This is a genomic window from Rhizobium sp. NZLR8 (genome assembly GCF_019685025.1).
In the GTDB taxonomy this organism is placed as follows: Bacteria; Pseudomonadota; Alphaproteobacteria; order Rhizobiales; family Rhizobiaceae; genus Rhizobium.
Window position 1 is genome coordinate 154,416 of sequence record NZ_JABDVY010000006.1, and the last position, 26,023, is coordinate 180,438.

Annotated in this window: 19 protein-coding genes; 14 read left to right on the top strand and 5 right to left on the bottom strand. The window is 61.9% G+C overall.

Annotation, left to right across the window (positions count from 1 at the left end):
* Positions 1-61 precede the first annotated feature (61 nt).
* The 11 genes from HJB89_RS15855 to HJB89_RS15905 all read left to right on the top strand — a co-directional run bounded on the left by HJB89_RS15855 (position 62) and on the right by HJB89_RS15905 (position 11,554).
* The gene (locus HJB89_RS15855) at positions 62-1,918 is read left to right on the top strand and encodes a M3 family oligoendopeptidase (RefSeq protein WP_221131762.1); all 1,857 of its coding nucleotides are present in this window, start codon (positions 62-64) and stop codon (positions 1,916-1,918) included.
* 90 nt (positions 1,919-2,008) lie between these two features.
* Complete coding sequence (locus tag HJB89_RS15860) at positions 2,009-3,169, top strand: aminodeoxychorismate synthase component I (protein WP_207584374.1); 1,161 nt, start codon at positions 2,009-2,011, stop codon at positions 3,167-3,169.
* Entirely contained in the window at positions 3,166-3,795 is a 630-nt protein-coding gene (locus HJB89_RS15865; RefSeq protein ID WP_207581750.1) for an aminotransferase class IV family protein, read from the top strand. Before HJB89_RS15860 ends, HJB89_RS15865 begins: the two co-directional genes overlap by 4 nt.
* A gap of 2 nt (positions 3,796-3,797) precedes the next feature.
* On the top strand, positions 3,798-4,082 hold the full coding sequence (locus HJB89_RS15870) for a YciI family protein (protein WP_207581751.1): 285 nt from the start codon (positions 3,798-3,800) through the stop codon (positions 4,080-4,082).
* 183 nt (positions 4,083-4,265) lie between these two features.
* Positions 4,266-5,717, top strand: coding sequence for a homospermidine synthase (locus tag HJB89_RS15875; RefSeq protein WP_007631624.1), 1,452 nt, complete (start codon positions 4,266-4,268; stop codon positions 5,715-5,717).
* Positions 5,718-5,889: 172 nt separating this feature from the next.
* Entirely contained in the window at positions 5,890-6,258 is a 369-nt protein-coding gene (gene omp10 / locus HJB89_RS15880; RefSeq protein WP_207581752.1) for an outer membrane lipoprotein Omp10, read from the top strand.
* 20 nt (positions 6,259-6,278) lie between these two features.
* Positions 6,279-6,599: a hypothetical protein gene (locus HJB89_RS15885; protein ID WP_207581753.1), complete on the top strand. Its 321-nt coding sequence runs from the start codon at positions 6,279-6,281 to the stop codon at positions 6,597-6,599.
* A gap of 169 nt (positions 6,600-6,768) precedes the next feature.
* Positions 6,769-8,703 carry a bifunctional UDP-sugar hydrolase/5'-nucleotidase gene (locus HJB89_RS15890; protein ID WP_207581754.1) on the top strand — a complete coding sequence of 645 codons (1,935 nt, stop codon included), beginning with the start codon at positions 6,769-6,771 and terminating at the stop codon, positions 8,701-8,703.
* A 127-nt stretch (positions 8,704-8,830) separates the two neighbouring features.
* On the top strand, positions 8,831-9,865 hold the full coding sequence (gene hemH / locus HJB89_RS15895) for a ferrochelatase (protein WP_221116423.1): 1,035 nt from the start codon (positions 8,831-8,833) through the stop codon (positions 9,863-9,865).
* Positions 9,866-10,057: 192 nt separating this feature from the next.
* Positions 10,058-11,095, top strand: a complete 1,038-nt coding sequence (locus HJB89_RS15900) for an SPFH domain-containing protein (RefSeq protein ID WP_207581756.1) — start codon at positions 10,058-10,060, stop codon at positions 11,093-11,095.
* Between the two features lie 3 nt (positions 11,096-11,098).
* Positions 11,099-11,554 (top strand): NfeD family protein, encoded by a 456-nt coding sequence (locus tag HJB89_RS15905; RefSeq protein ID WP_207581757.1) that lies wholly within the window; start codon positions 11,099-11,101, stop codon positions 11,552-11,554.
* 58 nt (positions 11,555-11,612) lie between these two features.
* Here HJB89_RS15905 and HJB89_RS15910 read toward each other — a convergent pair whose 3' ends face one another.
* Complete coding sequence (locus HJB89_RS15910; RefSeq protein WP_207581758.1) at positions 11,613-12,608, bottom strand: SIS domain-containing protein; 996 nt, start codon at positions 12,606-12,608, stop codon at positions 11,613-11,615.
* A gap of 143 nt (positions 12,609-12,751) precedes the next feature.
* Here HJB89_RS15910 and HJB89_RS15915 point away from each other — a divergent pair, with 143 nt between their 5' ends.
* On the top strand, positions 12,752-14,290 hold the full coding sequence (locus HJB89_RS15915) for an outer membrane beta-barrel protein (RefSeq protein ID WP_207581759.1): 1,539 nt from the start codon (positions 12,752-12,754) through the stop codon (positions 14,288-14,290).
* 177 nt (positions 14,291-14,467) lie between these two features.
* Here HJB89_RS15915 and galU read toward each other — a convergent pair whose 3' ends face one another.
* A complete protein-coding gene (gene galU, locus HJB89_RS15920) occupies positions 14,468-15,355 on the bottom strand; it encodes a UTP--glucose-1-phosphate uridylyltransferase GalU (protein ID WP_207581760.1) in 888 nt (295 codons plus the stop codon).
* Positions 15,356-15,558: 203 nt separating this feature from the next.
* On the opposite strand from galU, the gene HJB89_RS15925 reads away from it, so the two are divergent.
* Together HJB89_RS15925 and HJB89_RS15930 are read left to right on the top strand one after the other, a co-directional pair.
* Positions 15,559-16,782: a lytic murein transglycosylase gene (locus HJB89_RS15925; RefSeq protein ID WP_221131760.1), complete on the top strand. Its 1,224-nt coding sequence runs from the start codon at positions 15,559-15,561 to the stop codon at positions 16,780-16,782.
* A 171-nt stretch (positions 16,783-16,953) separates the two neighbouring features.
* A complete protein-coding gene (locus HJB89_RS15930; RefSeq protein WP_207581762.1) occupies positions 16,954-18,189 on the top strand; it encodes an SGNH family hydrolase in 1,236 nt (411 codons plus the stop codon).
* Positions 18,190-18,225: 36 nt separating this feature from the next.
* Here HJB89_RS15930 and HJB89_RS15935 read toward each other — a convergent pair whose 3' ends face one another.
* The 3 genes from HJB89_RS15935 to gltB form a co-directional block, all read right to left on the bottom strand.
* On the bottom strand, positions 18,226-18,858 hold the full coding sequence (locus HJB89_RS15935; protein ID WP_207581763.1) for a hypothetical protein: 633 nt from the start codon (positions 18,856-18,858) through the stop codon (positions 18,226-18,228).
* 422 nt (positions 18,859-19,280) lie between these two features.
* Positions 19,281-20,735, bottom strand: coding sequence for a glutamate synthase subunit beta (locus HJB89_RS15940; RefSeq protein WP_207581764.1), 1,455 nt, complete (start codon positions 20,733-20,735; stop codon positions 19,281-19,283).
* 221 nt (positions 20,736-20,956) lie between these two features.
* Positions 20,957-25,681, bottom strand: coding sequence for a glutamate synthase large subunit (gltB, locus tag HJB89_RS15945; RefSeq protein WP_207581765.1), 4,725 nt, complete (start codon positions 25,679-25,681; stop codon positions 20,957-20,959).
* Positions 25,682-26,023 lie beyond the last annotated feature (342 nt).

Consider the following 26,023-nt stretch of genomic DNA (forward strand, 5'->3'; position numbering starts at 1 on the left):
TGCCGGGCCTTCTCGCGCTTATTCAAGCAGACCTGTTATGAAAGTGGAGAGGAATTGCCCCATGAAAATCAAGCTCCCGCACGCCAGCCTTCTTTTGTCGGCAGCAGCGCCAGCTGGGGCGACCGATCCGGCGCTCGGCGAACTGCCGGTCTGGAAGCTGCAGGATCTTTATCCCTCCGCCACCTCGACCGCCTTCGTCGCCGACATGGAAAAGGCCGGCAAGGCCGCGATCGCCTTTGAAGAAAAGTGGAAGGGCAAACTGGCCACGGCGGCGACCAAGGCCGGCACTGAGGGCATCGGCGCGGCGCTGAAAGAATATGAGGCGCTGGACGACATCATCGGCCGCCTCGGCTCCTTTGCCGGCCTCACCTATTTCTCCGACACCGCCAATCCGGCAAACGGCAAGCTCTATGGCGACGTGCAGACCAAGATCACCGAATTCTCCGGCCATCTCCTGTTCTTCGCGCTGGAACTGAACCGCATCGACGACGCGGTGATCGACGCCTGCATGGCTAGAGATACCGCCGCCGGACACTATCGCCCCTGGCTGATCGACCTCAGGAAGGACAAGCCCTACCAGCTCGACGACAGGCTGGAACAGCTCTTCCTCGAAAAGTCGATGACATCGGCCGCTGCCTTCAACCGCCTCTTCGACGAAACCATGGCGGAACTTCGCTACGATATCGATGGCGAGAAAGTGCCGCTCGAAGTGGCGCTGAACAGGCTGCAGGAAAAGGACCCCGAAGCCCGCCGCAAGGCCGCCATGGCGCTCGGCGAAACATTCAAGGCGAATATCCGCACCTTCACGCTGATCACCAATACACTTGCCAAGGACAAGGAGATCGCCGACCGCTGGCGCGGCTTCGAGGACATTGCCGACAGCCGCCACTTGGCAAACCGCGTCGAGCGCGAGGTCGTCGATGCGTTGGCCGCCGCCGTCCGCGAAGCCTATCCCCGCCTTTCGCACCGCTATTACAAGATGAAGGCGAAATGGCTCGGCATGGAGCAGATGAATTTCTGGGACCGCAACGCGCCGCTTCCGGAAACCTCCACTGCCGTCATCTCCTGGCCCGAGGCGAAGGACACGGTACTTTCGGCCTACGGCAATTTCGCCCCCGAGATGGAGGCGATCGCCAGGCGGTTCTTCGACGAGCAGTGGATCGATGCCCCGGTCCGCCCCGGCAAGGCGCCCGGCGCCTTCGCCCATCCGACGGTTCCCTCGGCCCACCCCTATGTGCTGGTCAACTACATGGGCAAGCCGCGCGACGTGATGACGCTTGCCCATGAACTCGGGCACGGCGTGCACCAGGTTCTGGCCGGCGCGCAAGGGGCGCTGATGTGCCAGACGCCGCTGACGCTTGCCGAAACCGCCTCGGTCTTCGGCGAGATGCTGACTTTCCGCGCGCTCCTGGAAAAAACCAGCGACATGCGCGAGCGCAAGGCGATGCTCGCCCAGAAGGTCGAGGACATGATCAACACGGTCGTGCGCCAGATCGCCTTTTACGAATTCGAGCGCAAGCTCCACACCGCCCGCAAATCAGGTGAACTTACCGCCGACGACATCGGCGAACTTTGGCTCTCCGTCCAGTCGGAAAGCCTCGGGCCGGCGATCAACATTTCTGAAGGATACGAGACCTATTGGGCCTATATCCCTCATTTCATCCATTCGCCCTTCTATGTCTATGCCTATGCCTTCGGCGATTGCCTGGTGAATTCGCTCTATGCCGTCTACCAGAAAGCCGAAAAGGGCTTTCAGGAAAAGTATTTCGAACTGCTGAAGGCTGGCGGCACCAAGCACCACTCGGAACTTTTGAAGCCTTTCGGCCTCGACGCCACCGATCCGTCGTTCTGGAGCCAGGGCCTGTCGATGATCGAAGGGCTGATCGACGAATTGGAAGCTTTGGATAGAGCTGCCTGATCTGCCTCCCCACGGCCGACCTCTTCCCGCAGGCGGGGAGAGGCGCCGGCAGGCGGATAAGGGATCGTGCTCCAAGAAAAGACGCCGCTGATGGCCGAAACCCAACCCTCTATTCTCTACCGCGACGACACATCAGGACAGGTGATGCTTTTCGCCGAGCCGGCAGAGATCATTATTGCCAGGACGCGGGGCGAATTCTTTGCCGGCCTTGCCCGAATGGAAGAGGCCAAGGCCGAGGGCAAATGGCTCGCCGGGTACATGGCCTACGAGGCCGGATATCTCTTCGAAGAAAAACTCGCTCCCTTCGCCGGGGAAAACCGTGAAACGCCGCTACTCTGTTTCGGCGTCTTCGACGCCCCGCAGCCGGACACACACCCGCTTGCCCAACCAAAACAGCGCCTCGAAAACGAGGAATTCCTGACGGCCCCCAAGGCTGCCTGGGATTTCCCTCTCTATAAAGAGCGCTTCGACCGCCTGCACCAGCACCTGCGGCTTGGCGACGCCTATCAGGCGAACCTCACCATGCCGGTCGAGGCCCGCTGGAACGGCGATCCCCGTGCTGCCTTCTGGTCGCTGATCGAACGCCAGCCGGTCAAATACGGCGCGCTGGTTGATCTCGGCGGTCCGGTTATCCTTTCGCGCTCGCCGGAACTGTTCTTCCGCATTGATGAAGAGGGCTGGATCGAGACCCATCCGATGAAGGGCACTGCGAAACGCGGCGCTACCGCGGCCGAAGATGCCGAAATCATCGAGGCCATGCGCCGCGATATCAAGACGCAGGCGGAAAACCGCATGATCGTCGATCTGCTACGCAACGATATTTCCCGCATCACCGAGGTGGGCACGCTCGACGTCCCGAAGCTCTTCGACATCGAGACCTATCCGACCGTCCACCAGATGGTGAGCCATGTGCAGGCAAGGCTCCGTCCGGATCTTTCGATCCGCGACGTCTTCTCCGCGCTCTTTCCCTGCGGCTCGATCACCGGCGCGCCGAAGATGCGGTCGATGGAAATTCTGCATGCGCTCGAAGACACGCCCCGCGACGCCTATTGCGGCGCGATCGGCATGATTTCGCCGAGCGGCGCCATGCGCTTTTCCGTCGCCATCCGCACCATCACGCTTTTTGACGGCGGCAGAGCCGTCTTCAATGTCGGCGGCGGCATCGTCTTTGATTCCACAGCCGAGGCCGAATATGAGGAATGCCTGCTCAAGGCCCGCTTCGCCGTCGGCGACCAATGGATTGCACGATGATCGATTTTTCGCTGGTCGAGACGCTGCGCTGGCAGCCTGGTGAGGGTTTTATCCGCCTGCGGCTGCATCTCGCCCGGCTTTCCCGCTCCGCCCGTCGCCTTGGCTTCCCGCAACCGATCGACGCCATGGCAAGGCTTGACGAAGCCGTTGCCGGTGCTGCCGGTCGGCTGCGTGTCCGCCTGACTTTCGACGCCCAAGGCCACATCGAGGTGACAAGCGCCGCGTTCGTGCCGCTGGCGCCCGACACCACCTGGACCGTGCGCCTTGCCGAGACACGTCTGAACTCCACCGACAGGCTGCTGCGCGTCAAAACCACCCGCCGCGCCGTCTACGAAAGCGCACGCGCCGAATACAGGCTCGACGAGGCCGACGAAGTCATTCTTTTGAACGAACGCGGCGAAGTCTGCGAGGGCACCATCACCTCGATCTTCCTGGACGACGGAACCGGCATGCTGCGCACCCCGCCGATCTCCTGCGGCCTGCTCGCCGGCGTGCTGCGCACGGAGCTGATCTGCGCCCGCAAGGCGCATGTCGGCCGCCTCACGCTTGCCGATCTCGATGCCGGCGCGCTTTATATCGGCAACTCGCTGCGCGGCCTGATCCGCGCAAACCTCGTCAGGAACTGACCATGTTCATTCTCTCCCTCACCTACATCAAATCCAATGACGAAGCCGACCGGCATATGGAGCCGCACTTGGCCTGGGTGAAGGAGGGTTATGCGAAGGGCTGGTTCCTCGCCTCCGGCCGCAAGGTGCCGCGCACCGGCGGCGCGATCCTGGCAGTCGGCGACTGCGCCACAATCGAGGCCTATGTCGCCGCCGATCCCTTTACAATCCATGGTGTTGCCGAATACGACATCACCGAGCTTGCGGTGACGACGACGGCCGAAGGGCTGGAAATCCTGAAGCGCTGATTTTAGAGAGGCCGGTCGGATGATCCCGTCGTCCCTCGCCGACCCGATATTTGCCCTTTCCCCCTCAACGCTCTTTATTGTGACGCCGTTTTATGGTTAGAGCCGGTCACTTCGCATCTCTGCGGCAATTTCAAAAGAATTCTTCGGGCTGAACGCCTTCGTCCCCTTCCATAGGAGAAAAGAATGACGGAACAAAACTATCCGGTATATGCCGAAATCACCGGTCCGATCGTGATGATCGGCTTTGGCTCCATCGGCCGCGGCACCCTGCCCCTGATCGAGCGCCACTTCAAATTCGACAAGAGCCGGATGGTCGTCATCGACCCGCGCGAAGAGCCCTCCGACATGGAGATTCTGAAGAAGCACGGCGTTCGCCACATCAAGGAATATGTCACCAAGGAAAATTACAAGGAACTGCTGAAGCCGCTGCTGACCGAAGGCGAAGGCCAGGGTTTCTGCGTCAACCTCTCGGTCGACACCTCCTCGCTCGACATTATCAAGCTCTGCCGCAAGCATGACGTGCCCTATGTCGACACCGTCGTCGAACCCTGGCTCGGCTTCTATTTCGACAAGGGCATGAGCAATGCCGACCGCACCAACTATGCGCTGCGCGAAACCATGCGCAAGGAAAAGGCAAAGAACCCGGGTGGCGCCACCGCCGTCTCCACCTGCGGCGCCAATCCGGGCATGGTCTCCTGGTTCGTCAAGCAGGCGCTTGTCAATCTCGCCAACGACACCGGCCTCAAATTCGAGGAACCGGACCAGCACGATCGCGAAGGCTGGGCAAAGTTGATGAAGAAGCTCGGCGTCAAGGGCGTCCACATCGCCGAGCGCGACACCCAGCGCACCAAGCATCCGAAGCCGCTCAACGTCTTCTGGAACACCTGGTCCGTCGAAGGCTTCATCTCCGAAGGCCTGCAGCCGGCCGAACTTGGCTGGGGCACGCATGAAGAGTGGATGCCGAAGAACGCCAAGAAGCACAAGAAGGGCAACAAGGCGGCGATCTACCTGGAGCAGCCGGGCGCCAACACCCGCGTACGCACCTGGTGCCCGACGCCCGGCCCGCAATACGGCTTCCTCGTCACCCACAACGAGTCGATCTCGATCGCCGATTATTTCACCGTCCGTGACAAGGACGGCGAAGTGACCTTCCGCCCGACCTGCCACTATGCCTACCACCCGGCCAACGACGCCGTGCTCTCGCTGCATGAGATGTTCGGCAATGGCGGTACGGCGCAGCCGGTCCACCACGTTCTCGACGAGGACGAACTGGAGGACGGCATCGACGAACTCGGCGTCCTGCTCTACGGCCATGAGAAGAACGCCTACTGGTATGGCTCGCGCCTGTCGCTGGAAGAAACGCGCCGCATCGCGCCCTATCAGAACGCCACTGGCCTGCAGGTGACCTCCGCTGTTCTCGCCGGCATGGTCTGGGCGCTGGAAAACCCGAATGCCGGCATCGTCGAGGCCGACGAGATCGACTACAAGCGCTGCCTCGAAGTACAGATGCCCTATCTCGGCCCGGTCGAGGGACACTACACCGACTGGACCCCGCTCGATGGCCGCCCAGGCCTCTTCCCGGAAGATATCGACACCAAGGATCCGTGGCAGTTCAAGAACATTCTCGTTCGCTGAGATCGCTCGCGCGACCCTGAAGATGCCCGCCGCAAGGCGGGCATTTTTGTAACGCCGGCTGTCTAAATGCCGCCCGGCGCGCCGCCAAGGCTTGCCTTCACGGCGGGCGCGCGCCATGTTTTGCCCGAACTTGGCGGGTGTTCCGCCGCGCCGATTCGCCGGGAGAAGCTTTATGAAAATCAGAACTGGTCTCGTTCTTGTCGGTGCAGCGGCTGCTCTTGCCGCCTGCGTTTCATCAGAGCCGCGCCGCCTGCCAGTTGCAATGACGCCGTCAGCCACCGGCGTCGAAGGCAACTGGAGCGATCCGAACGGCATCGTTTCCACCTTCCAGGGCGGTAGTTTCACCACCCGCACGACCGACAGCAACCAGCTTCTTGCCTCGGGCACCTATATCAACACTTCGCCGACCTTGGTGGAGATCAACATGACCTCGCTGGTGCGTAAGACCCAGTCCAAGGTGAATTGCGCCCTTGTCAATCAGAGCCAGCTCAATTGCACCTCCGATTCCGGCGCACAATTCACGCTTTCCCGCCGAGGCTAAGGGGATAGGCTAAGCACGCCATGCGCGCCCTCGCCGTTTATCTCGTCCTGCTGCTCGCGCTGCCGCTTGCAGCACTTGCCGTCGTTTTTCCGGCCAACGTCTATCGTGCCCAGGGCATCGCCGCTCCCGATTGCGACAGACCGGGCCAGGTGCTGATGTTGGCCGTGCCGGCAATATTGATCTACGGCGCCGGCGCACTCTTTGCCTATCGAGCCGGCCGGCGCTTTAATCGCCTCATTTTCCTTCTCTGTTTGAGCATCGCGCTCGCTACGGTTCCGAATATTGCGGAGGCCGTGCACGAACTCTATCGAAATGCCGCCGCCGGCGAATGCCGGGGATAGCAACCGGCTTTTTTGCCCTGCCCCCTTGGAAAGCGTCAGGCCTAGCCCAGCTTTCTCTTGCGGTCGCCCATCCTCTGATGGAACATCCGCAGGCCGGGACCGCCCCCGGCGGACTATGAAGGGATCGGCGAGGATCAGGGGGATCTCTCGCCCAATCAGGAGAACAGGGATGACGAAGTCTTTCAGCTTCGGTCTTTTGACCGCGTCCATGCTGGCGCTGAGCGCGGGCGCTGCCTTTGCGGATTACGAACTCAATATTCTTCATATTAACGATTTCCATTCGCGCATCGAATCGATCAACAAGTTCGACTCCACCTGCTCGGCCGAGGAAGAAGGCAAGAACGAATGCTTCGGGGGTGCTGCCCGCCTGAAGGTCGCGATCGACCAGCGGCGTCAGGCGCTGTCGGGCAAGAACGTCGTCCTCCTGAATGCCGGGGACAATTTCCAGGGCTCGCTCTTCTACACGACCTATAAGGGCGCTGCCGAAGCCGAATTCCTGAACCTGATGAAGTTCGACGCCATGACCGTCGGCAACCATGAATTCGACGACAGCGAGGACGGGCTTGCGACCTTCCTCGACAAGGTGCAGTTCCCTGTCGTGACGGCGAACGTTAAGGCGACAGCCGCCTCCAAGCTCGGCGACCGCATCAAGCCGTCGCTGGTGCTCGATGTCGGCGGCCAGAAGATCGGTATTGTCGGCGCCGTCACCAATGATACGGCCGAACTTTCCTCCCCCGGCCCGAATGTCACGATCGCCGATGACGTCCAGGCGATAACCTCCGCCGTTCAGGATCTGAAGGGCCAGGGTGTCAACAAGATCATCGCGTTGACCCATGTTGGTTACCCCCGCGATCTCGCTTTGATCGCCAAGATCCCAGACGTCGATGTCGTTGTCGGCGGCCACTCCCATAGCCTGCTCTCCAATACCGATCCAAAGGCTGAAGGCCCCTACCCGACGATGGTCGACAATCCCGGTGGCTACAAGGTGCCGGTCGTTCAGGCTGCCTCTTACAGCAAATATCTCGGCGATCTCGTCGTCAATTTCGACGATAGCGGCGTCGTCAAGGATGCCAAGGGCGATCCGATCCTGATCGATTCAACCTTTACGCCCGATCCGGCCGTCGTTGCCCGCATCACCGAACTGGCCAAACCGATCGAAGAATTGCGCAAGAAGGTCATCGGTTCCTCCGAGGCCCCGATCGAGGGCGACCGCAAGGTCTGTCGCGTCAAGGAATGCTCGATGGGCAATCTGGTGGCCGACGCCATGCTCGACCGCACCAAAAACCAAGGCGTTACCATCGCCGTCCAGAATGGCGGCGGTCTGCGTGCTTCGATCGACGGCGGCGAGGTCACCCAGGGCGAAGTCATCACCGTCCTGCCTTTCCAGAACACGCTTGCCACGTTCGAGGCAACCGGCGCAGATGTCGTCAAGGCGCTTGAAAACGGCGTCAGCCAGATCGATCAGGGCGCCGGCCGCTTCCCGCAGGTCGCCGGCCTGAAATTCTCCTTCGACCAGTCCAAACCTGTCGGCAGCCGCGTCAGCGATGTCCAGGTGAAGGAGGGCGACAACTCCGCCCCGATCGACCCTGGTAAGACCTACAAGGTCGCCACCAACAATTTTATGCGGGCCGGCGGCGATGGCTATTCGATCTTTAAGGACGGCAAGAACGCCTATGATTTTGGCCCGGATCTCGCCGACGTGACCGCCGAATATCTGGCAGCCCACTCACCGTATAAACCCTATACCGACGGCCGCGTCACCGAAATCGCCGCGGTTGTGGCGCAGGCCCCCGCCGCCGAACCCGCTGCTCCGGCGACGCCGGCAGCACCTGCACCAACCACCGAACCTGCCCCCGCCCCTGCGGCAGCGCCAGCTCCGGCCACGCCGGCCGCACCCGCGCCTACTGCGGAACCGGTACCGGCGTCGGCACCCGCCGCAACGGCGCCGTCCACCTACGTGATCGCCGCGGGCGACACCTTCTGGGATCTCGCCGTGACCTTCTATGGCGACGGCACGCTATGGCGGAAGCTTTCGGAGGCCAACGGCAGTCCGAACCCACGCCACCTGACGGTCGGCAAAGAGATCGAAGTTCCGGCAAAATAAGACAATTTGTCCCGATTGCCATGACCGGTCCGGGGTTTCCCGGGCCGGTTTTTCTTTCTATAGGGTGAACCAAGATCTCCAGGCTGCGTATGAGCCGACGAGACAGAAAAGAGAGCGTTGGGGCCAAATGACAGCAGATCTTTCACACCGCCCGGCGGACCATCCGGCCGTCAAGTCAGGCAAGGTGGGTGTCCTTCTGGTCAATCTCGGCACGCCCGACGGCACCGATTATACCTCGATGCGCAGCTATCTCAGGGAATTCCTGACCGATCGCCGCGTCATCGAATGGTCGCCCTGGAAGTGGTATCCGATCCTGTTCGGCATCGTGCTCAACACCCGCCCGCAGAAAGTCGGCAAGGCCTATGAGCTGATCTGGAACAAGGAGAAGAACGAAAGCTATCTCCGCACCTACACGCGCAACCAGTCGGAGTTGATGACCGGGCGCCTGAGGGATCTTGATAACGTCAAGGTCGACTGGGCGATGCGCTACGGCACCCCGTCGATCGCTTCGCGCATCGAGGCGCTGAAGCAAGAGGGTTGCGACCGCATCGTGCTCTTCCCGCTCTATCCGCAATATGCGGCGGCAACGACCGCCACGGTCAACGACAAGGCCTTCCAGAAGCTGCTCTCGATGCGTTGGCAGCCGGCGCTGCGCACCGTGCCCGCCTATCACGACGACGAGACCTATATCGAGGCGCTCGCGAAGTCTGTCGAACGGCATCTTTCGACGCTCGACTGGAAGCCCGAAATGCTGCTCGCCTCCTTCCACGGCATTCCGATATCCTATTTCAAGCAGGGCGATCCCTATTACTGCCAATGCCAGAAGACCGGCCGGCTGCTGCGCGAGCGGCTCGGGCTCACCAAGGAAAACTTCATGGTCACCTTCCAGTCCCGATTCGGGCCGGAGGAATGGCTGCAGCCCTATACAGACAAGACAGTGGAGAAGCTTGCCAAGGACGGCGTCAAGCGCATCGCTGTCATCAATCCCGGCTTCGTCTCCGACTGTCTGGAGACGCTGGAGGAGATCGCCGAACAGGCTGCTCATTCCTTCCATGAGAACGGCGGCGAGACGTTCGCGCATATCCCCTGCCTCAACGACGGAGAGGACGGCATGACTGTGCTGGAAAAGGTCGTCCGCCGCGAATTGCAGGGCTGGGTCTGAGAAACCGTTTTCAGAAGGCAGCACTGCACGGTTAGCCGGCGACAGCCCGAATGGGCATTGCAAGACCAAACCTTCTTTCCACTTGGATGGGAGGTGGGCATGCGTGTGTCGTTTCCTCCTCGCAAAGAACATGCTAACTCACCACATCTATGGTGTGCACGCGCGCGCATGCGCGGATGAGAGGAATTTTTCATGCTGTTCGGCGGCTTCGATATCGTCGTGATCGTGCTGGTCATTTTCGTCATTCTGGTGCTCTTTGCCGGGATCAAAACCGTGCCGCAGGGCTACCGCTATACGATCGAGCGCTTCGGGCGTTATACCCGCACGCTGGAGCCCGGACTTAACCTGATCACTCCCTTCATCGAGCGTGTCGGCGCCCGGTTGAACGTGATGGAGCAGGTGCTGAGCGTGCCGACCCAGGAGGTGATTACCAAGGACAATGCCTCGGTCTCGGCCGATGCCGTCTCCTTCTATCAGGTGCTGAACGCCGCCCAGGCCGCCTATCAGGTCGCCAATCTCGAAAATGCCATCCTCAATCTGACCATGACCAACATCCGCTCGGTCATGGGCTCGATGGATCTCGACGAGCTGCTTTCCAACCGCGATGCAATCAACGACCGGCTGCTGCGCGTCGTCGACGAGGCCGTGCATCCCTGGGGCATCAAGGTCACTCGTGTCGAGATCAAGGACATCCAGCCGCCGCGCGACCTCGTCGATGCCATGGCTCGCCAGATGAAGGCCGAGCGCGAGAAGCGCGCCCAGGTGCTGGAAGCCGAGGGCTCGCGCAACGCGCAGATCCTCAGGGCCGAAGGCGCCAAGCAATCGGCCATTCTCCAGGCCGAAGGCCAGCGCGAGGCCGCCTTCCGCAATGCTGAAGCTCGCGAACGCCTGGCCGAGGCTGAAGCCAAAGCGACCAAGATGGTCTCCGAAGCGATCGCCGCCGGCGACATTCAGGCGATCAATTATTTCGTTGCGCAGAAATACACCGAGGCGCTCACCTCGATCGGCTCCGCATCCAATTCCAAGATCGTGATGATGCCGATGGAAGCCTCGTCCATCCTCAGCTCGCTCGGCGGCATCGGCGCCATTGCCCGCGAAGTCTTCGGCGATGCCGGCAACAACCCGGCAACGCTGCCACCCTTGTCGCGTCCGCGCCCCGCGCCGGCGCGCTCGACGCCGCCGATCAATCCGTCGACCCCCAATCCTTTCAATCCCGATCCGGAGCGATAAGCCATGCTGGCGAAGATCGTCGCCGAACTTGGTCCGTGGAGTTGGTGGGTCGCAGGCCTCGTGCTGCTCGCCGCGGAAATGATCGTACCCGGCTTCTTCCTGGTCTGGATCGGCCTGGCCGCCTTGATCGTCGGCGCGCTGTCGCTGCTCTTCTGGGACAGCGCCTTCTGGGTCTGGGAGCTGCAGGCGATCCTTTTTGCGCTGCTCGCGGTAGCCACGACGTTCGCCGGCCGTCGGCTGACGCTGCGCAATTCCACGACCGACGAGCCCTTCCTCAATCAGCGCGGCGCGAGCCTCGTCGGCCGCACCGCGACGCTGCACGAACCGATCAGCGAGGGCCGCGGCCGCATCCGCCTCGACGATACGCTATGGCAGGTGATGGGACCGGACCTGCCCGTCGGAACGCAGGTGAAGGTGGTTTCGAGCAACGGCCGCGACCTCACAGTCGAACCTGTCTGATCGAGCAAAAACAAAGACCTAAAGCGCAGGAAGTGAACCCGTTGGATCGCGGCGCGCCTCAGGCGACGCCAATCCGCAGTAGGTCATGGAAATGCACCAGTCCGACCGGCCTGCGGTCGTCGTCGGTGACGATCAGCGCGCCGATGTGATGCTGGTTGAGCAACGCCAGGGCGGCGGTCGCCAGCACCGTCGACTTCACGGTTTTCGGCGTCCGCGTCATGATGTCGTCGACGGCAAGTTCGGAGAGATTGCGGGTCAGGTTGCGCGCCATGTCGCCTTCGGTGACGATCCCGCAGAGCCGCCCATCCTCGTCAAGCACGCCGACGCAACCGAAATGCTTGCGCGACAGCACCGTGATCGCCTCCGGCATCGGTGTGCCCTTGGCAACGAGCGGCAGCCGCTCGCCGGTATGCATGATATCGGCGACGTGCATCAGGCTCGCCCCCAGCTTGCCGCCGGGATGGAACACGTGGAAGTCCGTCGCGGTAAAACCGCGCGCCTCCAACAGCGCCACCGCCAGCGCATCACCGATCGCAAGCTGCATCAGCGTCGAGGTCGTCGGCGCCAGCCCATTCGGGCAGGCCTCCTGCTCATTCGGCACGAGAAGGACGATATCGGCGGCGGTCGCAAGCGAGGAACGGTCGCTGCAAGTGATCGCGATCAGCGGAATGGAGAAGCGCCGCGTGAAGGAAATGATGCTCTTGAGCTCAGCACTCTCGCCGCCTTTGGAAATCGCCAACACGACGTCGTCGCGCGCGATCATGCCGAGGTCGCCGTGATTGGCCTCCGCCGCATGCACGAAAAAGGCAGGTGTCCCCGTTGAAGCGAACGTCGCCGCGAGCTTGGCGCCGATATGTCCGCTTTTGCCGACGCCGGTGACGATGACCCGCCCCGAGATGTCGCCGATCACTTCAATGGCGCGCGTGAAAGGACCGGCCAATCCATTGTCAAAGGCCTGTTCAAGCGCTTCAAGACCGCGTCTTTCGGTCTCTATCGTGCGTTTTGCCGATTCGAGCACGCTGTTTTCAACGAGGTTTATCGCTCTTCTGTTCATGAAATTGCGTTAGACCTTTTCACTTTCCAAGTCCACCCCGCACTCTTTCCGAAATGTGAACAGCGCCCGCCGCCGGCAACGAATGATTAACCACGAGGCTTTACCTTTGGGTAAGAACCGAAAGCATGTCAGGCGCGAATTGCATGGGCCAGCCAAAACAGACGAGCAGTGTGACGCCGCTCCGCGCCATGAGCCGTGCCGTCTCGTTTGTCGCGTTCTGCAGTCTGCTGCTCGGTCAGACAGCCTTTGCACAGTCCGCCTCGCCGCAGCCGGCAGGCACGGCAAACAGGCGCTCCACGGCCTCTCAGGACTATCGCACCACGAACAATGCTGCCGGTTTTGATGACGAGACCGACGATACCGCCACGCCCGCGACAAACGGCACATCCGCGAACGCGGACGATGCCCAGCAGAGGCCGGCGATACCGGATGCGCAAGCCAGCGACGACATTACCGGCTCCATCCTCGACGACGACATCCGCCGGCTGAACACACGCGAAACGCCGATCGACGAGACGCTGCCGCGCCGTAGGACTGCCGAAAGTGCCTCGGCGGCCGAAACGCCGGGCATTCCGATCGGCACGTTCGTGCTCCGCCCGAGCGTCACCCAGAGCATCAACACCGAGACCACCAAGGACGGCAACACCAGGCAACGGCGCGCCTTCCTCGAAACGGACGCAGCCGCGACCCTGACCTCGGACTGGGGCCGGCATCAGCTGACCGTAACTTCGGAAGGCGCCTGGCAGAGGAATATCAGCGGCGAGGGCGAGGAGCAGCCGTCCTTCAAAGTCAACGGCGACCTCCGGCTGGATCTTTCCGACGATACGGTCGCGCATCTCACCGCCGGGTACAATTTCTACCGCGAGGATACGGACGATCCCGAGGCCATCGCCAACGCAGCACAGCAGTCTGATGTGCAGGAGTTTAGCGCGGGCGCCTCAGTCCAACGCGATTTCGGCATCCTGCGCGGCACGACGGCACTGGCACTGACCCGCTCGATCTATTCGGATGCCACGCTTGCGAACGGCACGACCGTTGAGCTGAGCGACCGCAACCAGACGGCTGGCACGCTGCGCGGCCGCGTCGGTTACGAGCTGTCCCCCGCGCTCATCCCCTTCATCGAGGCGACGATCGGCCGGAGTGTCTATGACGAGACGCGCGATTCCGCCGGCTATGAGCGTTCTGGCCACGCCTATGGCGCCAAGGCAGGCGTCGAGGTCGACCTCGGCGAAAAGCTGAAGGGTGAAGTCGGTGTCGGCTACGAGATGGCGAATTTCGAAGACAGCCGCCTGTCCTCGATCGATACCGCCACGCTCGATGCGAGCCTGCTCTGGTCGCCGATCCGCGGCACCGACGTCAATCTCGACCTGCAGACGAGCATCCAGCCCTCGACCACGGCGGGCGAAAGCGGCTACGTCTCGCACGCGCTGACGACGACGGTCACCCACCAGCTGCGCGACAATCTGGTCGGGACGATGATCGGCGGGGTAACGTGGCGCGATTATCCCACAGATAGCACCATCAATGACGAACTCGTCTATACCGCCGCGACCGGTCTGACCTGGAACATCAACCGCTATCTCGATTTGACCAGCACGCTCGGTTACGAGCTGACAACGCGCAAGGAAGGCACCGATTCGCAGCAATTGCGAGCCGGCGTTGGTCTCAAGTTGAAGCGCTAATGCATGTCGCCGGGAAGTGTGCGGCGGTTCCCGGATAACGACATACACAAAAACAAAGAGCTAAAGCGCGTCGCATGAATCAAGCTAAGTGCGACGCGCTTTAATTTAGGGATGCAAAAACGCCACGCATCTGGGAGGATACGCGGCGCTCTATCATTTATATGCTGTGCGGGAAGGTTACTTCAGACCGGCGAGCAATTCCTTGAAGCCGCCTTCGACGGTCGGGCGGATATCGTCGCGTTCGAGAGCGAAGGCGACGTTTGCCAGGATGAAGCCATCCTTGGCGCCGCAGTCGTAGGTCGCGCCGCGGAAGTGGTAACCGGCGAAATCCTGCTCCTTCAGCAGCTTCAGCATGCCGTCGGTAAGCTGGATCTCATTGCCGGCGCCACGCTCCTGGGTTTCGAGGATCTTGAAGATCTCCGGCTGCAGGATGTAGCGACCGTTGATGAAGAAGTTGGAAGGCGCTGTCCCCTTGGCAGGCTTTTCCACCATGCCGGTGATTCGGAAGCCATCGCCGATCGCCTCGCCGACGCCGACGATGCCGTATTTATGGGCCTGGTCGGGCGCGCATTCCTCAACGGCGATGATATTGCCGCCGCTCTGGCCGTAGAGGTCGATCATGCCCTTCATGCAGCCCTTGTCGCCCTTCATGATCATATCGGGCAGCAACAGTGCGAAGGGCTCGTCACCGACGATTTCGCGGGCGCACCAAACCGCGTGGCCGAGGCCGAGCGGCTCCTGCTGGCGGGTAAAGCTCACCGTGCCGGCCTTCGGCAATTGCTGGGCGAGAAGGGTTATCTCGGCCTTCTTGGCGCGCTCGCGCAGCGTCTGCTCCAACTCGAAATGGATGTCGAAATAATCTTCGATGACGTGCTTGTTGCGTCCGGTGACGAAAACCAGATGTTCGATCCCGGCCTCGATCGCCTCATCGACGACATATTGAATGATTGGCTTGTCGACGACGGTCAACATTTCCTTCGGAACAGCCTTGGTTGCCGGTAGGAATCGCGTTCCTAACCCCGCAACCGGAAATACTGCTTTACGAACTTTATTGTGTTGAGCCACACGCGGCCTCCTGGTTCGATCATATCGCTTGGAAATGGAGCTTTTTAGCTTTAACTAGTATAGAATTGCTACGGTTTTGCAAATGGTGACCGCAGCGGATCGCCATGGTAAAGAATTTGTTGACTCCGTTCCTGTAGTCTCGGGTTTGGGCGGACATGATGCCCCGCTGCACCGGAAACTGAAGATGACGGATACGATTGTCGATGGCCCAGAATCACAAATACTCCCTTCGTGGTCTTGCTCTCGCCCTCGTTGTCGCCGCCCAGGTCGGGCTGGTTCCTGACAACGCGAAAGCCGATTCCCGGTTCCAGAAATGGATCGCGGATTTTTACCAAACTGCCGCTCAGAGTGGCATCAGTAAGGCAACTTATCAAAAGGCCTTTTCCGGAGTGACCGAGCCCGATCCGACCGTGCTCGAAAAGGCGGCCTACCAGCCGGAATTCACTTCGAAAATCTGGGACTACGTCGATTCCCGTGTCAATCCCTATACGATCAAGATCGGCCGCGAGATGGCCGTTAAGCACGCAAGAACGCTCGATGCGATCGAGCGGCGATTCGGCGTCGACAAGACCATTCTCTTGGCCATCTGGTCGATGGAATCGAATTACGGCGCAATCCTCGACAAGGACGACCGGCTGCACTACGTGCCGCGGGCGCTCGCAACGCTTGGTTATGCCGATCCGAGCCGCGCCAAATTCGCCAAGAAGCAGCTGGTCGCCGCGCTGAAGATCCTGCAGAACGGCGATGTGCCGGCACGCGAGATGACTGGCTCCTGGGCCGGCGCCATGGGCCACACCCAGTTCATTCCGACAAGCTACCTGCTTTATGCTGTCGATGCCGATGGCAACGGCCATCGCGACATCTGGAACTCGGTGCCCGATGCACTGGCGACCTCGGCCAATCTTCTGATGAAGAACGGCTGGGACACCGGCAAGACCTGGGGCTACGAGGTTGTCGTTCCCGCCGCAGCCGCCAAGCAGGCCGGCAAAACCCACACACTGGCCCAATGGGCGGCACTCGGCCTGGCACGCCCGAACGGCAAGGCTTTCCGAGAGAGCACCACCAAGGCCATGCTGAAGATGCCGGCTGGCGCCGGCGGCCCAGGCTTCCTGATGACCGCCAACTTCTTCACCATCAAGAACTACAATGCGTCGGACAGCTATGCGCTTGCCGTCGGCCTGCTCGCCGACCAGATCGCCGGCTACGGCGGCCTGCAGCAGCGCTGGCCGCGCCCGGACGGCGCCCTTGACGTCACCGAGAAATTCGAGCTGCAGACCCGCCTGAAGACGCTCGGCTATTACAATGGCGAGGTCGACGGCAATTTCGGCTCGGGTTCGAAGGCGGCGATCTCAGCCGCGCAGTCGCGCATCGGAATGCAGCCGGATGGCGAGCCCTCGCTGCCGCTTCTGAACGCACTACGCCGCTAGACCTGATGATCCCGACCGGATCGAACGGAACCTGAATCCGCCTTTGAATCAAGGAAATAGGGTATGATGCCGCCCGAAGACCACACATACTTTTCGGCATATGCCCTACAACTGGCAGAACCGTGACCTACATAGCAGCGGGAGTGGACGCTGGCCTACCCTGCGTGCAAGATGCCGGCAGATGCGGAACTGCCCATGACGAATAAAACTGATCGAACCCCAATCCGTTGGCTCATGCTCGCCGTGGCGGCCGCTTCGCTATGCCTCGGCGCCCTTGCGCCGGTGCATATTGCGGAAGCGCAGGAGCAGCGCTACCAGCGGCGTTCGATCCTCGATTTCTTCCTCGGCCGGCGCTATCTCGACGACGGCCCGCAAGCCCCCGACGTCCCGCAGCCGAGGCGCCAGCAGCACAAGCGACCGCCGTCGCAGAAAGCCGTCGTCAACACCCGCACCGCGCCGCCGCTCCGCGCGCCCGTGCAGGAGGAGCCGGTGGTGCAGAAGCTCGGCGACGCCAAGAAGATCCTGATCGTCGGCGATTTCCTGGCCAGCGGCCTTGGCGACGGCCTCACTGCCGCCTTCGAGACCTCGCCGGGGGTTGTCGTTGAAGCCCGCGGCAATGTCTCATCGGGTCTCGTCCGCGACGATTATTACGACTGGCCGGAACAACTGCCGAAGATGATCGACGAGCTGAAGCCGGCAATGGTCGTCGTGATGATCGGCGCCAACGATCGCCAGCAGATGATGACCGATACGGCCAAGGAAAAATTCCGCACCGATAGCTGGTTTACCGAATACCGCCGCCGTGTTCTCTCCTTCGGCAGGCAAGTTACCGACCGCAAGATCCCGCTGCTCTGGGTCGGCCTTCCCGCCTTCGAATCCGATCAGATGACGGCCGATGCCGTCCAGATGAACCAGCTCTACCGTAATCAGGTCGAAAGCATCGGTGGTGAATTCGTCGATATCTGGGATGGTTTCGTCGATGAAAACAGCAACTTCATCGTCACCGGTTCGGATGTGAACGGCCAGCAGGTCAGACTGCGCACATCCGATGGCATCAACCTTACCCAGGCCGGTCGGCGCAAGCTCGCCTTCTATGTGGAAAAACCGGCACGGCGTCTTCTCGGCACGCAGGCAAGCCCCGATCTGGTTCGCCTCGACTCCAGCAATCTGCCCGGTCTCGGCCTTCCCGCCAATCCGGCCGAACACACCGTGCCGATCAGCCTCTCCGATCCCAATCTCGACGGCGGCGCCGAGCTTCTCGGCGCAAGGCCGCCGCCTGTGGCTTTGACGCGGTCGCCCCGCGACCTGCTGGTCGAGCAGGGCGAAATGACGCCCGCGCCTCCTGGGCGCATCGATGATTACCGCCTGCCGGTGGCAAAGACGGCGGCCGAAGTCTCGGTCAAATGAAAAGGCCGCGTGCGCCAGCCTTGCTCGTCGTTCCGTTTATGTCGCCGTCGCCTGCGGCCAGCTCAGATAATAGTAGTTCGAGCCGATCAGGCCGAAGAAGGCGTTGCTGTCGTTCGTCTGGTCGACATAGCTGCCGTTTTCCTTGACGAAAGCGCCGTCGGCGCCGCGCTCCAGATGCGCATCGAGGAAGTCGCTCCAGCCGCTGACATCGATCTCCTTGCCGTCCTTGCTCTGAGTTTCCGCCTCATCGGCATCGTCCACGTCCCAGGCAGCAATCGATACGCCCTGCGTCGGGTCGGAGATGGTCAGCGTGCCCGCTTCGAGGGCGGCTAGCATGTCGTGGGCCTTGCCGCTCTCGCCTTCGGCCGCAGCCGCATCCTGCAGCTGCTTCTTCAGCATCGACATGAAGGAGGCGCTGGTCACGTCGGCGCTTCCGCCCGTCGTGTCGGTCGCATCGGACGTGTCGTTCTGGGATGAAAGCGTGTCGAGCAGCCCTGACAGGGCCTGGTTGGAAAGCAGCGAGGCGGAGCTCGGATCGAGCCCATAGCTGCTCAAGATACCGGCAGCCGACGAACTCTGCGTATCCTGCGAACTGTCATCGGAGCTGCGAAGGTTTTTCAGCGCATATCGGGCAGAAACCAGCCGCGTGCTGTCAAGTGCAGAAACCATTTGAAAAATCCTTGTCGAACATTCGCGGCGGTCGATGTCCCTAACGCCCGCGGCCGATGGTGAAATGCCTTCACCGAAACGGCATGGCACCTCCGCTCCGGTCGCCGCCGACTCTTCCCGAGCCCGCGTCCTGCGAAAATCTCGCTTCCCGGTATTGCCTGAGGCTTGCGCCGAATGCCGGCGCGTCAAGCGGTCGCACCCGGGTATAGTCCAAAGCGATAATGCATGTCGCCCGGAAGTGTGCAGCGGTTCCGGGATAACGACATGCATCAAAACAAAGAGCTAAAGCGCGTCGCATGAATCAAATTTGATCCGACGCGCTTTAAAGCGTCCTTGCGCGTCGACAGGACACGCAGCGCTTTACTATAAAACTCCGCCGTAGGGCGGAGCTCTTGTGTTGTGAGCGTCTGTGCCGCCGACGGTCAGTTCGGCAGGACGGTCGAGCCCATCAATTCCTCGTCGATAGCGCGCGCCGCCTGGCGGCCTTCGCGGATCGCCCAGACCACCAGCGATTGGCCGCGGCGTACGTCGCCCGCCGTCCAGAACTTGTCGACCGAAGTCTTGTAGTTGCGGTCGTTGGCGACGACGTTGGTCGAGCCGCGCTTGTCGGTGTTGAGCGTCAGCTTGCCCTCGAGCTCCTTCAGCACGCTGCCGGTGAACGGGCCACGGAAACCGATGGCGATGAAGGCGAGATCGGCCCGGATGACGAATTCGGTGCCCGGAACGGGCCGCCGGCGTTCATCGACCTCACAGCACTTGACACCGATCAGCACGCCGTCTTCGCCGACGAATTCAAGTGTGGCCACCTGGAATTCACGCACCGCGCCCTCGGCCTGCGAGGAGGAGGTGCGCATTTTCGTCGCCCAGAAGGGCCAGACGGCAAGCTTGTCTTCCTTCTCCGGCGGCTGCGGCCGAATGTCGAGCTGGGTGACCTTGACGGCTCCCTGGCGAAACGCCGTGCCGACGCAGTCCGAAGCCGTATCGCCGCCACCAACGACGACGATGTGTTTGGCGCCGGCAAGGATCGGGTCTGACGGCCAGCCGACGCTGTCGATGTTCTCGCGCCCGACGCGGCGGTTCTGCTGCACGAGATAGGGCATCGCATCATGCACGCCGGCAAGGTCGGCGCCCGGAATGCCAGCCTCACGCGGGGTTTCGGAGCCGCCGCAGTAGAGAACGGCGTCGTGATCGGCCAACAGCTGCTCCACCTTGACGTCGACGCCGACATTGGCGCCGCAATGGAAGGTGACGCCCTCGCCCTTCATCTGCTCGACACGGCGATCGATGAAGTTCTTCTCCATCTTGAAATCGGGGATGCCATAACGCAGCAGGCCGCCCGGCTTGGTCTCGCGCTCATAGACGTGCACCTCGTGGCCGGCGCGGCCGAGCTGCTGGGCGGCCGCCATGCCGGCAGGACCGGAGCCGATCACGGCGACCTTCTTGCCCGTATGCACCGTGGCCGGCTGCGGCCGGATGAAGCCGAGCTCGTAGGCCTTGTCGGCGATTGCCTGCTCGACCGTCTTGATGGCAACCGGCGCATCCTCGAGATTCAACGTACAGGCTTCCTCGCAAGGCGCCGGGCAGACGCGCCCGGTGAATTCAGGGAAGTTGTTGGTCGAATGCAGGTTCTGGATCGCCGCTTCCCAATTGTTGTTGTACACGAGGTCGTTCCAGTCGGGGATCTGGTTATGAACCGGGCAACCGGTGGGGCCGTGGCAATAGGGGATGCCACAGTCCATGCAGCGCGCAGCCTGTTTCTGCACTTCCAGGTCCGACATCGGGATCGTGAACTCACGGAAATGACGGATACGATCCGACGCCGGCTGGTACTTCGCCACTTGCCGGTCGATTTCCAGAAACCCTGTTACCTTACCCATATTTTCGTCCCTTACCCTCATGACCGCCTCACCGCAGCCAATCTGTCTATCGTCAGTCCCGGTAGCCCGAGCGAGTTGCTTGTCTTGACCGTCATTGGATCATATCCCTTGCAAGACATCCGTGCGATCAAGACAGCCTTCGCCGTCGGCTCCACACGGGTCGTCGAGATATTTCGTCATCCGTCACCTCAGTCAGCAGGTGACGGATGCCCCAGTACAAATCATTCCGCGGCGATGCCCATCCGACTGCGTTCCATTTCCTCGAGCGCACGACGGTATTCGACCGGCATGACCTTGCGGAACTTCGGACGGTAGTCGGCCCAGCTGTCGAGGATCTGCTTGGCGCGGGTCGAGCCCGTATAGTGCAGATGGTTGGAGATCAGCTGGTAAAGGCGCTCCTCGTCATGGCGCGTCATGTCGCCGGAGACGTCGACGCGTCCCTTGTGCATGAGATCGCCGCCGTGATGATGCAGCTTCTCCAGCATGTCGTCCTCCTCGGGCACCGGCTCGAGCTCGACCATCGCCATGTTGCAGCGGCTGGCGAAATCGCCGGTCTCATCGAGCACGTAGGCGACACCGCCGGACATGCCGGCCGCGAAGTTGCGGCCCGTGGCGCCGAGCACGACGACGACGCCGCCGGTCATGTATTCGCAGCCATGGTCGCCGACACCCTCGACGATCGCGATTGCGCCCGAATTGCGCACGGCGAACCGCTCGCCCGCCACACCGCGGAAGTAGCATTCACCCTCGGTCGCACCGTAAAGCACGGTGTTGCCGACGATGATCGAGTTCTCGGCCACGATCCTCGAATTCTCCGGCGGCCGGATGATGATCTTTCCGCCCGAAAGCCCCTTGCCGACATAGTCGTTGCCGTCGCCGATCAGGTTGAAGGTGACGCCGCGCGCCAGGAAGGCGCCGAAACTCTGGCCGGCCGTGCCGCGAAGCGTCACATTGATCGTGTCTTCCTTCAGCCCGCGGTGGCGGTAACGCTTGGCGACTTCGCCGGAAAGCATCGCGCCCACCGACCGGTCGACGTTCTTGATGCCGACCTCGAAGGCAACGGGTGTCTTGGCGGTCAGTGCCGGCTGTGCCTGCTCGATCAGCGCGCGGTCGAGAATATCGTCGATCGGGTGCTTCTGCCGGGTCGTCCAGAAGGTCTCCTCCTTGGCAGCATCAACCTTGTGGAAGATACGGCTGAAATCGAGGCCCTTCGCCTTCCAGTGGTTCAGCATCTCGTCCTTCTCAAGGAGCTCCGAGGCGCCGATGATATCGTCGAGCCGGGTAAACCCGAGCGAGGCGAGGATTGCGCGCACTTCGTTGGCAACGAAGAAAAAGTAGTTGATGACGTGCTCCGGAGCGCCCTTGAAGCGCTTGCGCAGCACCGGATCCTGCGTCGCCACACCAACCGGACAGGTGTTGAGATGGCACTTGCGCATCATGATGCAGCCGGCCGCAATCAGCGGCGCGGTGGCGAAGCCGAATTCATCAGCGCCGAGCAGTGCCCCGATGATGACGTCGCGGCCGGTCTTCAGGCCGCCATCCACCTGCAGCGCGACGCGCGAACGCAAGCCATTCAGCACCAGCGTCTGCTGGGTCTCGGCAAGGCCGATTTCCCAGGGGCTGCCGGCATGTTTCAGCGAGGTCAGCGGCGACGCACCCGTGCCGCCGTCGAAGCCCGCGACCGTGATGTGGTCAGCGCGTGCCTTGGCAACGCCGGCAGCAACCGTGCCGACGCCGACTTCCGAGACGAGCTTGACCGAGACATCCGCGGTCGGGTTGACGTTCTTCAGATCGTAGATCAGCTGCGCCAGATCTTCGATCGAGTAGATGTCGTGATGCGGCGGCGGCGAGATCAGGCCGACACCCGGCGTCGAATGGCGGGTCTTGGCAACCGTCGCATCGACCTTGTGACCCGGCAGCTGGCCGCCTTCGCCGGGCTTGGCGCCCTGCGCCACCTTGATCTGCAGCATGTCGGAATTGACGAGATATTCGGTGGTGACGCCGAAGCGGCCCGACGCGATCTGCTTGATCGCCGAACGTTCCGGGTTCATCGAACCATCGGGCAGCGGCATGTAGCGGTCGGATTCCTCGCCGCCCTCGCCGGTGTTCGACTTGCCGCCGATCCGGTTCATGGCGATCGCCAGCGTCGTATGCGCCTCCCTGGAGATCGAGCCGAAGGACATCGCCCCGGTCGAGAAACGCCTGACGATATCGGCCGCCGGCTCGACCTCGTCGATCGAAACCGGCTTGCGTCCGAGCGCCTCGGCGCTCTTGACGCTGAAGAGCCCGCGGATCGTGTTCATGCGCAGCGCCGAATTGTTCACCATATCGGCGAATTCGCGGTAGCGGTCCTCGGCATTGCCGCGCACGGCATGCTGAAGGGCGGCGACTGCATCGGGCGTCCAGGCATGGCTTTCGCCGCGCATGCGGTAGGCATATTCGCCGCCGATGTCGAGCGTCGTGGCAAGCAGCGGATCCGCGCCGAAGGCCGCGGTATGGCGGTCGACGGTCTCCGCCGCGATCGCCTCGAGGCCGACGCCTTCGATCATCGTCGCGGTGCCGAAGAAATACTTGTCGATGAACTCCGACTGCAGGCCGATCGCATCGAAGATCTGCGCGCCGCAATAGGACTGATAGGTCGAGATGCCCATCTTCGACATGACCTTGAGGATGCCTTTGCCGACCGCCTTGATGTAGCGGTAGACGACTTCGGTGGCATCCACTTCCTTCGGGAATTCGCCCTTGGCATGCATGTCGAGCAGCGTGTCGAAGGCGAGGTACGGATTGATCGCCTCCGCGCCATAGCCGGCAAGCAGGCAGAAATGATGGACCTCGCGTGGTTCGCCGGTCTCGACGACGAGACCGACCGAGGTGCGAAGCCCCTTGCGGATCAGGTGATGGTGCACCGCCGCTGTGGCAAGCAACGCAGGAATGGCGATCCGGTCCGGCCCGATCTGGCGGTCGGAGAGCACGATGATGTTGTAGCCGCCCTTGACGGCGGCTTCCGCGCGCTCGCAGAGCCGGTCGAGCATCTCGGGCATGCCAGCCGCGCCGCGCTCGATATCATAGGTGAAATCCAGCGTCTTGGTGTCGAAACGGTCTTCCGTATGACCGATCGAGCGGATTTTCTCGAGATCGCCGTTGGTCAGGATCGGCTGACGCACCTCGAGCCGCTTGGCGTTCGCCGCACCCTCGTGGTCGAGAATGTTCGGCCGCGGCCCGATGAAGGAGACGAGGCTCATCACCAGTTCCTCGCGGATCGGGTCGATCGGCGGGTTCGTCACCTGCGCGAAGTTCTGCTTGAAATAGGTGTAGAGCAGCTTCGGCTTTTCCGACATCGCGGAGATCGGCGTGTCCGTGCCCATCGAGCCGATCGCCTCCTGGCCCGTCGTCGCCATCGGCGACATCAGGATGCGGGTGTCTTCGAGCGTGTAACCGAAGGCCTGCTGACGGTCGAGCAGCGACACGTCGCGGCGCAGCGCCCGCGGCTCCACCGGCTTCAGTTCTTCCAGGATAAGCTGGGTGCGGCCGAGCCAGCTGCGATAGGGATGCGCCGTCGCCAGCTGCGACTTCACCTCGTCGTCGGAGATGATGCGGCCTTCTTCCATATCGATCAGCAGCATCTTGCCCGGCTGCAGGCGCCACTTCTGAATGATCCTCTCCTCCGGAACCGGCAGCACGCCGGCTTCCGACGCCATGATGACGCGATCGTCATCGGTGACGAGGTAGCGCGCCGGTCGCAGGCCGTTGCGGTCGAGCGTCGCACCGATCTGCTTGCCGTCGGTGAAGGCGACGGCCGCCGGCCCGTCCCAGGGCTCCATCAAGGCGGCATGATATTCGTAAAAGGCCTTGCGTTCGGCGGCCATCGACTGGTTGCCGGCCCAGGCTTCCGGGATCAGCATCATCACCGCATGCGCCATCGAATAACCGCCGCGCACCAGGAATTCGAGCGCATTGTCGAAGCAGGCCGTGTCCGATTGTCCTTCGTAGGAGATCGGCCAGAGCTTGGAGATATCCTCACCGAACAGCGGCGACGACACCGACGCCTGGCGCGCCGCCATCCAGTTGACGTTGCCGCGCAGCGTGTTGATCTCGCCGTTATGGGCAACCATGCGGTAGGGATGCGCCAGCTTCCACGACGGGAAGGTGTTGGTGGAGAAGCGCTGGTGCACGAGGGCGACCGCGCTTTCGAAACGCGGATCCGACAGGTCCTTGTAATAGACACCGACCTGATAGGCCAGGAACATACCCTTGTAGACCACCGTCGCCGACGACAGCGACACCGGATAGAAATTGCTCTCCTCGCCGTCGAACTCGTCATAGATGCGGTTGGAGATCACCTTGCGCAGTGTGAACAGCCGACGCTCGAACTCGTCGTTGTTTTCGGCATCCTCGCCGGCGCCGATGAAGACCTGCACATGATGCGGCTCGGTTGCGGCAATGGCCGGCGCCTTGGAGAGCGAGGAATTGTCGACCGGCACGTCGCGAAAACCGATGCAGACCTGACCTTCCTCGGCGATGACGTCCTTGATCACCTTCTTGAAGTGCTCGATCTGCTTTTCATCGCGCGGCATGAAAATATGACCGACGCCATATTCGCCGGCCGGCGGCAGCGTGATGCCTTGCGCGGCCATCTCCTCGCGGAAGAAACGGTCGGGAATTTGCACCAGGATGCCGGCACCGTCGCCCATCAGCGGATCGGCGCCGACGGCGCCGCGATGCGTCAGGTTTTCGAGCATGAACAGGCCGTCCTTGACGATCTGGTGCGACTTCTGACCCTTCATATGCGCGACGAAGCCGACGCCACAGGCGTCGTGTTCGTTGCGGGGATCGTAGAGGCCCTGCTTCTTCGGCAGGCCGGAGGCGGATTTGGACGTATTGGCCGTGGCGCGCACCTCGGCAGCAGCGAACCGGTCAAATTCCATGGATGGCGTCTTCGTCATCATCTTTCCTCCTGTCGAAGCCCGCGGGGCTGCGGGCGGCTTTTCGTCCCGCGCCGCAACCCGAAGATAGGTTCGGCGCATGACAGCGCTGCTGCATGGTGAAGATCGGCCGCAGACATCTGCTTTGAAGGAAAGCAAACCGTCGCGTTCCGCGCCTGCCATTCGCCTCCGCGCGCCGCCCCTTGAGGCTTGACGCTCGGAAGAACTATAGCGTGAAAGCCCATCTGTTCCAGGGTTTTCAGCGCCTCCTCGGCCGTGAAGGCCAAAATAGGACAGCAACACTGTCCTAATTCATCAGCTCTATGCCAGAAAGCACTTCGCTCCGCAAGAGCGCGCCGCTAAAAA